Annotated in this window: 13 protein-coding genes; 5 read left to right on the top strand and 8 right to left on the bottom strand. The window is 47.4% G+C overall.

Annotated features, from left to right (window positions below):
* Nucleotides 1-4 precede the first annotated feature (4 nt).
* The 4 genes from PHQ97_08055 to PHQ97_08040 all read right to left on the bottom strand — a co-directional run bounded on the left by PHQ97_08055 (nt 5) and on the right by PHQ97_08040 (nt 3,857).
* Entirely contained in the window at nt 5-931 is a 927-nt protein-coding gene (locus tag PHQ97_08055; GenBank protein ID MDD4392679.1) for a dihydroorotate dehydrogenase, read from the bottom strand.
* Nucleotides 932-1,294: 363 nt separating this feature from the next.
* Complete coding sequence (locus PHQ97_08050; GenBank protein MDD4392678.1) at nt 1,295-2,128, bottom strand: MBL fold metallo-hydrolase; 834 nt, start codon at nt 2,126-2,128, stop codon at nt 1,295-1,297.
* A 318-nt stretch (nt 2,129-2,446) separates the two neighbouring features.
* Nucleotides 2,447-3,301, bottom strand: a complete 855-nt coding sequence (locus PHQ97_08045) for an Mrp/NBP35 family ATP-binding protein (GenBank protein MDD4392677.1) — start codon at nt 3,299-3,301, stop codon at nt 2,447-2,449.
* A 139-nt stretch (nt 3,302-3,440) separates the two neighbouring features.
* Nucleotides 3,441-3,857 carry a DUF134 domain-containing protein gene (locus PHQ97_08040; GenBank protein ID MDD4392676.1) on the bottom strand — a complete coding sequence of 139 codons (417 nt, stop codon included), beginning with the start codon at nt 3,855-3,857 and terminating at the stop codon, nt 3,441-3,443.
* A 341-nt stretch (nt 3,858-4,198) separates the two neighbouring features.
* On the opposite strand from PHQ97_08040, the gene PHQ97_08035 reads away from it, so the two are divergent.
* Together PHQ97_08035 and PHQ97_08030 are read left to right on the top strand one after the other, a co-directional pair.
* The gene (locus PHQ97_08035; GenBank protein MDD4392675.1) at nt 4,199-5,674 is read left to right on the top strand and encodes a DEAD/DEAH box helicase; all 1,476 of its coding nucleotides are present in this window, start codon (nt 4,199-4,201) and stop codon (nt 5,672-5,674) included.
* A 648-nt stretch (nt 5,675-6,322) separates the two neighbouring features.
* On the top strand, nt 6,323-7,192 hold the full coding sequence (locus PHQ97_08030) for a YitT family protein (GenBank protein MDD4392674.1): 870 nt from the start codon (nt 6,323-6,325) through the stop codon (nt 7,190-7,192).
* A gap of 84 nt (nt 7,193-7,276) precedes the next feature.
* Here PHQ97_08030 and PHQ97_08025 read toward each other — a convergent pair whose 3' ends face one another.
* Entirely contained in the window at nt 7,277-7,906 is a 630-nt protein-coding gene (locus PHQ97_08025) for a LysE family transporter (GenBank protein ID MDD4392673.1), read from the bottom strand.
* 8 nt (nt 7,907-7,914) lie between these two features.
* Nucleotides 7,915-8,397, bottom strand: a complete 483-nt coding sequence (locus tag PHQ97_08020) for a methylated-DNA--[protein]-cysteine S-methyltransferase (GenBank protein MDD4392672.1) — start codon at nt 8,395-8,397, stop codon at nt 7,915-7,917.
* Nucleotides 8,398-8,556: 159 nt separating this feature from the next.
* On the opposite strand from PHQ97_08020, the gene PHQ97_08015 reads away from it, so the two are divergent.
* The gene (locus tag PHQ97_08015; GenBank protein ID MDD4392671.1) at nt 8,557-9,069 is read left to right on the top strand and encodes a cob(I)yrinic acid a,c-diamide adenosyltransferase; all 513 of its coding nucleotides are present in this window, start codon (nt 8,557-8,559) and stop codon (nt 9,067-9,069) included.
* 145 nt (nt 9,070-9,214) lie between these two features.
* Here PHQ97_08015 and PHQ97_08010 read toward each other — a convergent pair whose 3' ends face one another.
* A complete protein-coding gene (locus PHQ97_08010) occupies nt 9,215-9,418 on the bottom strand; it encodes a hypothetical protein (protein ID MDD4392670.1) in 204 nt (67 codons plus the stop codon).
* Between the two features lie 136 nt (nt 9,419-9,554).
* Nucleotides 9,555-9,917 carry an RNA polymerase-binding protein DksA gene (gene dksA, locus PHQ97_08005; protein MDD4392669.1) on the bottom strand — a complete coding sequence of 121 codons (363 nt, stop codon included), beginning with the start codon at nt 9,915-9,917 and terminating at the stop codon, nt 9,555-9,557.
* Between the two features lie 125 nt (nt 9,918-10,042).
* Here dksA and PHQ97_08000 point away from each other — a divergent pair, with 125 nt between their 5' ends.
* Together PHQ97_08000 and PHQ97_07995 are read left to right on the top strand one after the other, a co-directional pair.
* Nucleotides 10,043-10,423 carry a hypothetical protein gene (locus PHQ97_08000; GenBank protein ID MDD4392668.1) on the top strand — a complete coding sequence of 127 codons (381 nt, stop codon included), beginning with the start codon at nt 10,043-10,045 and terminating at the stop codon, nt 10,421-10,423.
* A complete protein-coding gene (locus PHQ97_07995) occupies nt 10,420-12,378 on the top strand; it encodes a penicillin-binding protein 1A (GenBank protein MDD4392667.1) in 1,959 nt (652 codons plus the stop codon). The genes PHQ97_08000 and PHQ97_07995 overlap by 4 nt, the downstream gene beginning before the upstream one ends.
* Nucleotides 12,379-12,517 lie beyond the last annotated feature (139 nt).

Below are 12,517 nucleotides of genomic sequence, written 5' to 3'. Positions count from 1 at the left end.
GGGATTAAGAGCGGATTTCCAATTTACCTATCATCTCTTTTACACTTAACATGCCGTATTTCATCAGATATGCCTCAATGCCTTCCACTATATCCACGGTCGCATGAGGATTAATAAAATTTGCCGTACCCACCTGTACGGCAGACGCGCCGGCCAGAAAAAACTCCAATGCATCATCGGCTGTCATAATGCCGCCAATGCCGATGACGGGGATATGGACCTGCCGGGCTACCTGCCATACCATCCGAACCGCCACCGGTTTGATGGCAGGGCCTGAAAGCCCTCCGGTAATATTGGCAAGCCTGGGCTGACGGGTGTGAATATCGATGGCCATGCCGGTAAGGGTATTAATCAAAGACAGCGCATCGGCGCCGGCATCCTCAACGCGTTGAGCAATTTCGACAATATCGGTCACATTCGGAGAAAGCTTGACCATCACCGGTCGGGTGATAGCGGCCCTGACGGATTTGACCACGCGGCCGGCCAGATCCGGATCAACCCCGAAGGCAATGCCTCCGGCCTTGACATTGGGGCATGAGATATTGACCTCAATCCCCGCTATTCCCTCGGTATCATTGATACGCGATGCCAGGCGGGTATATTCCTCAATGCTTCTTCCATAAATGTTAACGATCAGCGGAACGGACAACCGCCTGAGAAACGGCAGCTTTTCTCGGATAAATGCATCTATGCCGATATTTTCAAGACCGATGGCATTGAGCATACCGCAAGGCGTTTCAACGATCCGGGGAGCCGGATTTCCTTTTGACGGATAAAGGGACAGGCCTTTTACGATAACGGCTCCCAGACGGTTCAGATCCATAAACGGTTCAAATTCACTGGCATACCCGAATGTACCCGATGCCGTCATTACCGGGTTGGCAAGCTGTATGCCTCCAATATCCACACTCAAATCAGGGTGATGTTTCATCATAACCATTCATTCAATTCCTTAACTCTTCAATCAACCACAAATTCAATATATTACGTCACTTCTGGAGGTGTATGCCAACCATATGCTGACACAATAAAGAAGGCAGGCGCATCAATAAAAATGCCGTATGACGCACGCATTATCAGTGCCGGAGATTACGAAACCTGGAAGATCATCCTTTTTGTACGGAAAAGTCATTCGGAAGAGTATCTATTCATATTTATAAAATAGTTGCTAATAGAAATCAAGAAACTCATGACCGGTTAGAAAAAAACAGGGCCGGGTCATAATTTCGGCCACAGTTCCGAAGTATGACCGCGAAGTCCCGCGGCAACGTGGCCGAAATTTATAACCCGGCCCTTAAAATACCATGGTGTGGCCAACCGTATTTACCGTTACGCTTCCCGGAAATTCATTGAAAAGGCGAATGATGGCCCTCATTCCCGTACAATGGCCGACCACCATTTTCATTATTTTAAATTTCCGGAGAGATTCAACGACAGACGTTAATCCGGCATCCGATACATTTCCCAGATGCAGCCCTCCCATGATCGCATGGATGCGCTGACGGCCGGTTAATGTCAGCACATGTTCCAATGTATTGATAATTCCCCTGTGACTGCAGCCCAGTACAACCACCAGACCTTTTGGAGTATCCAGTATCAGGGCCTGATCATCGGCCATCGGATCGGGTATTACCCTGCCTTGTTTTCGGATATAGAAACCGGATTCAACGGCTTCAAAATCGGTCACCATGGGAATCTCGCCGGTCGTCATCACTCCCGGACAAATTTCAACGGAGGCTTTTTCGAGCCTGAGCTTACAGTTCCTGTCCTGAAGATACTGTTGATCAAATGGCATTCCGATATTTCTAAACGCTGTTTTATCCCTTATCAGTTTATCATCGTATACGGCAGGGTGAGCAATTAAGGTAAACCGTTTATTCAACCCTGCAAATGCCGGTACCCCCCCTGCATGATCGTAGTGGCCGTGGCTGAGTACAACCGTATCAACCGAATTTAGATCAAGATCCAGAACCGCCGCGTTATTCAAAAGCCCACGGCCCTGTCCGGTATCAAACAAAAGTGTCTGACGCCCGGTTTCAATAAAAAAGGACAGGCCATGCTCACCTATAAGACCTTTTTTCCCGGAAGGAACCGTATTCTCGACAAGTGTTGTAACCGTAATATTCATAGGAAATAACATCGTGAGCAGCTGGTAGCAATATAGTCTGCAGATTGGTTAAAGGCAATTGTTCTTCAGGCCTCGACAAAAACAAACTGTGCAAAAATTTCGCTGTTTTTTTATTCGTCGTCAAGGCCTATCAAGCTATGCAGACTTGTTGTATGTGCACTTCGATACAACGAGAAAGACGGATAAAAATTCAGCCAAGGCGGATGCAATTTATTTTTGCCGTGGCCCTGAACTGTAAATAGAATCAGAAAGATGACACACCGCACCGCAATATCACAATAAAGCAACACGGCGGTGTGTACTCTCATGTAACCCCTGTCAGATCAATTCGGCCATTTTTTCTGCGATAACTGCGAACACCTTTGAAGTCTCAGAGCCTTCAAATTTTTCCTGATACGACGTGCCGGAATCACCGCAGGAAACCATTCCCGGATCAAACGGAATTTTTCCCAAAAAGGGAATTTTGGTCTGCTCAGCTGTACGTTGTCCGCCGCCGCTGCCGAACAGCTCCAACTCAACGCCGCAGTGGGGACAGGTAAAGCCACTCATATTTTCAATCAGACCGAATATTTCCAGATTTACCCGCTTACAGAAATTAATGGATTTTCTCACATCAGCAAGGGATACTTCCTGGGGGGTGGTCACAATGATCGCCCTGGCATCGGTTATGGTCTGCGCTATGGTCAAGGGTTCATCCCCGGTACCGGGGGGTGAATCAATTATGAGAAAATCCAGATCACCCCATGCCACATCTCCGATAAACTGCTGGATCGCATTATATTTGATGGCACCGCGCCAGATAATGGCATCATCCTTATTGGGCAGAATAGATTCTATGGAAATAACTTTCAGATGATCGGAATAATTGACGGGAATCAGTTTATGCTCCTCGGTTATGAGTACATCGCCAGAAAGTCCCAGCATCCTCGGCACATCAGGGCCATGCATATCCACGTCCATAATTCCGACCTGATAACCTTTTCTGGACAGCGCAATGGCCAGGTTGACCGAAGTGCTGCTCTTGCCTACTCCGCCTTTGCCGCTCATGACGAGAAATTTATTTTTGATTTTTCCCAATGACCGATCTACGGCCGCCTTCTGAATCGTCTGAGCATTAATCTGCTCTTTCATCGGTCCGGATGAACCGCATCCACCTGCATTGTTCTGCTGCATTTTCTACCTCTCCTACGCTGAATTTGTATATTTGACAATTGTATCGCCCAAATTGAAAAATAAATCTCTCCCATTGATTACGACGCCATATCAAAGCGGTCAATGAATCACAACCATCGGGTGAGGTCCGCATTCCGGATCAGATTTTCCGCTCAATTCGATGAATATGATCTCCCTCACAAGACGGACATTTCACGAGCTGTTTTACTGAAATGGATTCTTCCCATTTATGATGGCAACCGACACATTCCATCTGGCGCCCGTCACCGGTCAGCTCATAAACGCCTCCGTCAATACGAATGGCTTTGCCGTTGATCAGTGCATCGGCTACGGCATTTCGCGCACGCTGAACAATTCTTCCGAACGTTGCTCTGGACACCCCCATGCGATGGCCTGCGTCTTCATGGGACATCCCCATCAGATCAGCCAGCCTCAAGGCTTCCCGCTCATCAACGGTCAGATGCACTTCGGAAAGAATCGACAGCTGAACGCCTTTGGGTTTAAAATAATTTATTTCAGGGCTATACCCGACTATCCTATGTTTACGGGGTCGCATCAAGCCACCTTCCTATGAGCATATACTTATAAAAACGTTTTATAAGCTATGTATTGCCGAACGAATTGTCAAGAGTTTTCAGTAGATGAGGGGGGGCAAATGGGATACGTTATGAAAAAGTCCTACGGCCGGAATTTAAGCCCGGGCGCGCGGCTGAAACGACGGACAACGGACTAACGCTGTCATATCCGGAGCCACACGCCATTGCCCGGGCCTGAAATTCGTGCTAAAAAAAATTAAATTACCGATTTTATCAGAAAAATGGCTAAAAAAGACTTTAAAGAAGCGCGCAGATAGTATAAATAATAATTTTGAATAAAATTATCGGAAAGAGGGGCAATTTGATAGAAAAAATTTTAAATTTTTTTCGTTTAATTTTGAGTAAAAAATCGGATCAACATCAGAAAATTCCCCAGAAGCCTTCAGGCGAATCTTCATCGACCAAAACCGAAGACACCTTCCTTAAACCGCTACAGACGCGACGGAAAAAAAAGCCGAGGTGGGACATCTCACAGTTTAACGTCCCGCCGGCGGAAGGCAGGACCCGGTTTCACGATCTGAATCTGCCGGTCTGCATCATGCATGCCATCGCAGACCTGAAATTTCAGTATTGTACCCCTGTCCAGGCTGAAATCCTTCCAAAAGCCATATTGGGACAGGATGCCACAGGACAGGCTCAGACCGGCACCGGAAAAAGCGCTGCTTTTCTCATTACCATCCTGACCCGGATATTTCATAACCCGATCAGAGGAAACCGACGCCCGGGGGTTCCAAGGGCTCTGATTCTCGCCCCCACCCGGGAACTTGTGCTTCAGATTGAGCAGGATGCGTTTTCTCTGGAAAAATATACCCGAAGCCTTACGCTAGCCGTTTTCGGCGGGATGGGATATGAAAAACAAAAAAAAATACTGCGCGAAAAAACAGTGGACATCATTGTGGCCACGCCCGGACGCCTGATTGATTTTCAACAGCAGAAAATCATCGATTTAAGCCGGATTGAAATACTGATCATCGATGAAGCTGACAGAATGCTTGACATGGGTTTTATTTCAGATATCCGCCAGATTATTTCCAGTACGCCGCCAAGGGGAAAACGGCAGACCATGTTCTTCAGTGCCACCATTTCCCCTGAAGTGGAACGGCTGGCCAGTCAGTGGACAAAGGATTCCTTCAGTGTTGCAATTGAGCCGGAAACCGTTGCCGCTGATAGCATTCACCAGGTGGTGTATATTGTCACCTCCGATGAAAAATTTCCACTCCTGTATAATCTGATAAAAACCCATGACCGGGTGCTTGTTTTTGCCAACCGCCGTGATCAGGCACGTGATCTCATGGAAAAGCTCAAAACGTATAACGTGAGCTGCGATCTTCTGTCCGGTGCAGTTTCACAGGACAAGCGGATCAGAGTTCTGGATAACTTCAAATCCGGAAAAATCCGTGTTCTTGCGGCTACAGACGTGGCGGCAAGAGGAATCCACGTGGACGAGATCAGTCTTGTCATCAATTTTAATCTGCCGGAGGACCCCGAGGATTATGTCCATCGGATCGGACGGACCGGACGGGCCGGCAGCACCGGCACATCCATCAGCTTTGCATGTGAGTATGATTCTTTCTGTATTCCTGGCATCGAAGCGTTTCTTAAAAAACCGCTGCCCTGCGAATATCCGGATGCAAAACTTCTGGAACCACCACCCGAACCTGTGAGGAAACGACAAAGGCCCGTATCCGATCTACAGAAAAGACGACGCACCGGGGCAAAAACAAGACGGCCGTATCCCCCCAGAAAACGAAAAACACCCCCCCCGGCAAAACAATGATTTTGAGCTCTCCGTTTACAGACTTTACGGTTGACAAGATCGGGCTTGATCATAAGGTCCTTTGACCGGATTCAATGACTGACAAATCCTGAATACTTGTTGCGGGCCTGATAACACGTCATTGACATCCACACCCACAGCCGATTTTCTGCTTAGGGCTCGCTCAGAAATAAATTCGCAATTTTAAGTGTTAAGACGCCTGTCTGGCAAAGCACGAAAGTGCAGGAATATCAAGCATATTCCGAGCTTTCGTAACGCAGCCAGGCAGAGGATGTATCGGCGCTTAAAATGGGAAGTTATTTCTGAGCGAGCCATCAACCCGGTGACAGAACAAACGAACAGCCGCAAGGGCAGCCCTCCCCGATTGATACTCACGTATTATGTATTTCTGCGGAGGCAGCCCCGTCCTGAATATCGAAACGGCCCCTGGCAAACTCCGAAAATTTGGAACCACTGGCTGACCAGCAATTTTCTGCGATCAATTCTGCAACCGGAAAAAGAAATGACTAAAAAAACTTTTTTTCATCATCAACCGAGGTTTTTATTAAAACTCTCTTTGACATTTACCGATACGTTCTTATTGTTCAAATATTTATTTTTATTTTATGACAACTCTCTGACAAAAGGATTTTTACAGCGGACTACCCCATGGACACAAATACATTATTAAATAAAATCAAATACTCAATAGGTTGGAACTTGTTCATCATCACGATCGGATCGCTCATTTTTGCACTGGGCGTCAACGGGGTGATCATTCATCATGATTTTATCACCGGAGGAGTATTCGGGCTGGCGCTTTTAGTCTATTATAAAACGCAGGTATTATCGCCGGGAATCTGGTTTTTTCTAATGAATATCCCCTTGTTTGCCATCAGCTGGTTCTACATCAGTAAACCGTTTCTGTTTTACAGTCTGTATGCGATAGTGGTGGTAGCCATTGCAACAGAATATATTCATCTGGATTTCGGAATTCATCAACAGCTGTATGCCGCCATAGCCAGCGGGATTATTTACGGTGTCAGCGGCGGAATCATTCTGAGATCTCTGGGGTCAAGCGGGGGGCTGGATGTGATTGCGGTAATTTTAAACCAGAAATTCAATTTCCGCATCGGAGCCGTGTACCTGGTGTTCAACGCGATCCTGTTTACCTTCTGCATCGCTCAAATGGGAACAGACCTGTTTATCGCATCACTTATTCTGGTGTTCATATCTTCGGTATCTCTTGAATATGTGCTGGCCATGTTCAACCAGAAAAAAATGATCTATATTATCAGTGAGCAGAATCAGGCTATTTCTAAAACCATCCTCGAAGAGCTGCAGCACAGCGCCACTTTCATCAAAGCAAAAGGAGCCTATTCCGGAAAAGACTGCGACATCCTGATGACCATCACCAACAATATTCAGCTCAAACGGATGGAAGAAGTTGTTTTCAAACTCGATCCCAACGCCATGTTTATTGTGGAAAAGACATTCAATGTCATCGGGTCAACATTCGGTAAAGGAAAACCGTATTAACGCTTTTCTGAAAAGCCGGGCGCCCCTTTCGATGATGAAAACGGCGGCCGGCCGATTATCCTGATGAAATTCACCTGGTCCGATTCAGGCAATCAGTTTCTGAATCCCGGACCAGGCAAACCCGCAGGCAAAGACAACCAGAAAAGCAGCACAAACACCCATCAGCCATCGATACATTTTATCGGTCAAAAAATTTTTGCCTTTCCAGACAGCTGCAGAAATAGCCGAATACCAGAGCAGATCGGCCATGATGTGACCGATAAAGAAAAAGAAAACCCCCCATTTTCCGAAGGTGAGACTGTAGACGATATAACCGACCCCGATCGATACCCACCAGATGGTCCAGTACGGATTGGCCACGCTGATCATGGCACCGGCGATTACCAGATTGTTCTTTCGGCTCGATTCATTGCCCCCGCCTTTCAGACTCAAAGACGGAAGTGCCCGGAACATCCCCACCGCCATCCAGATCAGAATGGCAGCGCCTGCCAGAGCGATCGTTATAAATACACGCTTCTGATTCAGAACCGGGGCCAGTCCGAACAGTATGCAAATCACCAGCACCAGCTCAAGCATACCGTGGCCGAGAATAAGCAGCGGGCCGACCATCATACCCCTTCGTGAACTTTCGCTGATGGTTACTGTCAACAGGGGCCCGGGCATCATTGCACCGGAGAGGCCAACGACAAACGAACTCAACAAAATGGACAGCATCGAAAATATCATACAACCGACTTTTTCGGATTCATTGCGGATTCATGTTCCAGCAGCCATTTCTTTCGCCACAGGCCGCCGCCATAGCCGATCAGATCGCCATTTTTCCCGATGACCCTGTGACAGGGTATGATAATGGCCACCGGATTTTGATGATTGGCGTTGCCAACCGCACGGCATGCATTCGGGTTAGCAATGTCCCGTGCGATATCGCTGTAAGACACCACCCTGCCGTAGGGAATTTTTTCAAGTTGCCGCCATACGGTTTTCTGAAACCCTGTGCCCTGGAGATCGGTTTTGACAGAAAAGGAGGTCCGTCCGCCCCTGAAATAATCATCGATCTGAAGCCGACATTCGGCTACTGCAGCCGGCAGGTCAGTACCTGGCTGTTTTGAAGAATCTACAAACTGAACGGATATGATTCTTTCCCGGGTCCCTGTAATTTCCATAACACCGATGGGCGAAGAATAATATGTTTTGAACAGCTTCATGGTAAATATTTCCTGGCTACCCTTTCAGACAATGAACAGTTGGGCTTGATCAGCTGTTTCATATATCCGGTATTGTTTTGACATACAAGCCGATTTTTTTTAACGTATGTATAAAGGGCCCGTCAGATAAAGAATCTATAGACTTAAGGGGGGATATTTATGAAAACGTATGATGCCTACACAGATTCAGGCGGCACGCTTCTTGCGGACGGTTCCAAACGAAGAAAGGATGACATGCTGCTGGAAGCCATCGGCAAGCTGGATGAAGTCAATTCATTTTTGGGAATTATTTATTCACGGATATCTTTTCATGACCTGCAGGAGATAATGGATCATATTCAGACAGACTTATGCACCCTCAATTCGTTTCTGGGAAATGCCGGGGTCGTATTTGGCCACGATCGGGTCAGCTGCCTTGAGCAGATGATTATACAACTGGAATCCGATTTACCCCCGCTCAACCATTTTCTTCTGTCAGGCTCTGGAAGAATATCAGCCCAATTTCAGTATGTTCGCGCGCTGACCAGGACCGCTGAACGTCGGGTTCGGTCGCTCAACACCCCGCATGCAGAACTTCTGCCATACCTGAACAGACTCTCAGATGTGATGTTTTTACTCGCCAGGACAGTGGACCACAGAACAAATCGAAAAGAAAGGCTGTGGCAATCATGACCGGCAGATCTGAGAAAGCATGACGATTTCTCAGGGAGCAACGCGATCTTTTTCAACGATAGCCCGAAAATTTCGTATACAATTTCCGGGCTATCGTATCCTGTCAGCAACGCTAATCCATCCGAATTTCAGCAGGCGATGTTATCTACATTCTGCCTTTGCATTCAGGGCAATATTTCCTAGGAGCGCCCCGACCGATCCACCGGAAATTCATATAATGCTTCATGCCACATTTCGGACAGATACATTCAATATTTTTAGCCTCCACATCGTCTGCCAGAACATCATCGACCGGATCACTTTTTTTGTGTTTTCTAATTAATTTTTCAGCTGTATTTGTCTCAACCATTTCTCATCCACTTTCCGTTTCATGCTTCCCGCTGTTCAATACTTTTCTGTAACCCTTTTCTGATACTCACGCATTGCATTGCGACTATCAGATGCCCGTCTGTCATCTGCACATCACCTGCTGTTCACGAACGCCATCAGGCATGGACCATATACTCACGAACCTCCATCCTGGTTTTACATTTAATACAATAGCTTGTCACCGGTCGTGCTTTCAACCGCTCAATCGATATATCATCACCGCACATCTGGCAAATCCCGAATGTACCGTCTTCGATGCTGTCCAGCGCCTGCATGATTTTATTGATCAACTTCCGCTCCCTGTCCCGGATTCGGAGTACAAAATTCTGATCCAGATCATATGCCGCCCTGTCTACCGGATCCGCCAGTTCTTCGCCTGACAACTTCAAACCCGAAACCGTCGCATCGGCTTTTTCCAACAGTTCCCGAAGCTGATCGTTGAGCAGCTTTTTGAAGTATTCGATATCACTTGTTTTCATACGTTATGGTTCCGTCCTCATTCCAATGGGTATCCAATTTACATCCATGGTCTGATCGCCAGACCGTTTGAATGTATTTCCAAACTGATCATTTTTCATGCCCGACCGATCTTCATCATCCCAAATTGAAAACCATCAACGTTTCAAGCGCTGTTGCAATGCGCAGCCACCGCTCCGAACCCTTGATATCATCCGGAACAATGAATTCGGTCTTTTTAAGCGCATTAAAATTAATTATTTTAGAAAAATTAGCAATAGATATTTTACATTTTTTTATCATTCTGCGCCATTTTTTTCCTGTTGATTTTATCAAATCTAACATCCTTTTATTATTGGCAATATCAGCCTCTAAAATTACGCCGAACCGATTCGCAATTTGGGCCTGTTTTCTTCAGCGCCCTTCCGTCGGAACAGAACCATTCCGACCCGTGCAATCGAACAAACCGGATATCGACACAAGGCGTTTGATCATTTTCAAATCAAATGTTATTGCAGGAGAATCATGAAACTCAAAAAACGTACGACCCTCAGACTTTTTCCGGCTTTAGTGTTGATCACAGGGGTAGCCATCGGAATCATGTCCGGTATTTTTTTCGCCCTGATAAATGATCTGCCGCAAATCCGTTCCCTCGAAGGCTTCAGGCCGTCCTCGGTTACACGCATATATTCTTCCGACAAGGTTCTTCTGGCGGAACTGTTTATGCAAAAACGTGACCCGGTTTCATTCCAGGATATTCCCCGATATCTGATACAGGCAGTGATCGCCACCGAGGACAGAAACTTCTACCATCACAGCGGCATTGATTTAAAAGGGATTTTCAGAGCTGTTGTAAAGGATGCCCTGGCCGGAGAATTTATCGAAGGCGCCAGCACCCTCACCCAGCAACTGACCAAAACCCTTTTTCTCAATCCGCAAAAAACCCTGACACGAAAGCTGAAAGAAGCCATTCTTTCAGTTCAGCTCGAAAGACGCTACACAAAAAATGAGATATTGACCATGTACCTGAATCAGGTGTATTTCGGCAGTGGCGCCTATGGGGTTGAATCTGCAGCCAGACTGTATTTTGGCAAACCCGTAAAGAACCTGACCCTTTCGGAATGCGCGTTGATAGCCGGAATGCCCAAGGCCCCTTCCCGGTATTCCCCCCTGGTAGACAAAGACCTGTCGCTGAAACGAAGAAATATTGTTCTCAGACAGATGCTTGCAACCGGCATCATTACAGCGTCACAGTACGATACGGCATCCCGAGATCCCTTTCCGGAACCGGACGGGCGGCACCCTGCCATCAAAGCGCCTTATTTTATCGAATTCGTTAAAAAACAGCTCGAAACGACTATAGGCGCCTCCCTGCTGTACAAGGGCGGGCTTACGGTTTATACCACTCTCTCATATTCCCTGCAGATGGTTGCTGAAACAGCGTTATCAAACGGTCTTAATGCTCTTCAACAGCGGATGAACCACCGGACAATCAGCTGTCCTGATCCACAGGGGGCTTTGCTCGCTTTAAATGTCGATACCGGTGAAATGCTGGCGATGTCAGGAGGGAAAAATTTTTTCAAAACCCCCTTTAACCGGGCTGTTTCCGCCAGACGACAGCCCGGATCGGCGTTCAAACCCATCATATTTGCTCATGCAGTAGAACGCGGTTTTACTCAGAGTACGATGCTTCTCGATGCCCCGGTTGTATTTAAAGGCGGGAAAAACGGCAGTGACTGGCAACCGGAAAATTTTTCACACACCTATCAGGGAGAAATCCCCTTGAGAACAGCGCTTGCCCTGTCCGAAAACATACCGGCAGTCAGGCTGATTGAAAAACTCGGAATTACTTCAGTTATAAAATTTGCACATTCCCTGGGCATCCAATCGACCCTGTCGCCCAATCTGTCTCTGGCTCTCGGCACATCGGAAGTATCTCTGCTTGAGCTGACCGCAGCATATTCCGTATTCCCCAATCGGGGCAAATGGATTCAGCCCTTTGCGGTTACCGAAGTGGTCGATCACCACGGCAGAATCATTTGGCAGATAAAACCGGAAAGCCATATTGCGATGTCACGGGGCGGGGCAGCGGTCATGGTCAACATGCTTGAAGCGGTGATCAGAGAGGGCACCGGCAAAAAGGCCGGATTTATCCACCGGCCCGTTGCAGGAAAAACAGGGACCACCAACCGATATAGGGATGCCCTGTTTATCGGGTTTTCTCCTGCGGTTGCTGCAGGCGTGTGGGTGGGAAACGATGATCATTCAACACTTGGCAAAGGAGAAACCGGCGCCAGTGCCGCGTTGCCCATCTGGATTGAATTCATGCAGAAAACGCTTGAGCCCGGTGTCTGCCACTACTTTGATATCCCGGATGATACGGTGAAGATATCCATCAATTCACGGACCGGTCAACGATCATTCGATCATTCGACAAACTCCGCCGACGCGCTGTTTATAAAGGGTTCGGAACCGGGCTGTTGAAAAAAATCGGGACCCGCGAGGTATCCAGCCCCCTGTCCGAAGGAGGGCTATGACCCTGTCAGAGATTTCAGAAGCTGTACAGACGCAGAAACAGAACGGGGCGCCGAAGGCTGTACGCTGCAGTTCTGCGGGCAAGCGC

This window comes from Desulfobacterales bacterium (assembly GCA_028704555.1).
Taxonomy (GTDB): domain Bacteria; phylum Desulfobacterota; class Desulfobacteria; order Desulfobacterales; family JAQWFD01; genus JAQWFD01.
The sequence above is the reverse complement of the archived record's forward strand: the minus strand, read 5'-3'. Positions and strand labels throughout refer to the sequence as shown.

Excerpts from the sequence above, each read along its gene's own strand:
- PHQ97_08025 (MDD4392673.1), bottom strand. The coding sequence starts at position 7,906 with ATGCTGTCCATTTTGTTGAGTTCGTTTGTCGTTGGCCTCTCCGGTGCA.
- PHQ97_08020 (MDD4392672.1), bottom strand. The coding sequence starts at position 8,397 with ATGAAGCTGTTCAAAACATATTATTCTTCGCCCATCGGTGTTATGGAA.
- PHQ97_08010 (MDD4392670.1), bottom strand. The coding sequence starts at position 9,418 with ATGGTTGAGACAAATACAGCTGAAAAATTAATTAGAAAACACAAAAAA.
- PHQ97_08015 (MDD4392671.1), top strand. The coding sequence starts at position 8,557 with ATGAAAACGTATGATGCCTACACAGATTCAGGCGGCACGCTTCTTGCG.
- PHQ97_08055 (MDD4392679.1), bottom strand. The coding sequence starts at position 931 with ATGAAACATCACCCTGATTTGAGTGTGGATATTGGAGGCATACAGCTT.
- PHQ97_08045 (MDD4392677.1), bottom strand. The coding sequence starts at position 3,301 with ATGCAGCAGAACAATGCAGGTGGATGCGGTTCATCCGGACCGATGAAA.
- dksA (MDD4392669.1), bottom strand. The coding sequence starts at position 9,917 with ATGAAAACAAGTGATATCGAATACTTCAAAAAGCTGCTCAACGATCAG.
- PHQ97_08040 (MDD4392676.1), bottom strand. The coding sequence starts at position 3,857 with ATGCGACCCCGTAAACATAGGATAGTCGGGTATAGCCCTGAAATAAAT.
- PHQ97_08050 (MDD4392678.1), bottom strand. The coding sequence starts at position 2,128 with ATGAATATTACGGTTACAACACTTGTCGAGAATACGGTTCCTTCCGGG.
- PHQ97_08030 (MDD4392674.1), top strand. The coding sequence starts at position 6,323 with ATGGACACAAATACATTATTAAATAAAATCAAATACTCAATAGGTTGG.
- PHQ97_07995 (MDD4392667.1), top strand. The coding sequence starts at position 10,420 with ATGAAACTCAAAAAACGTACGACCCTCAGACTTTTTCCGGCTTTAGTG.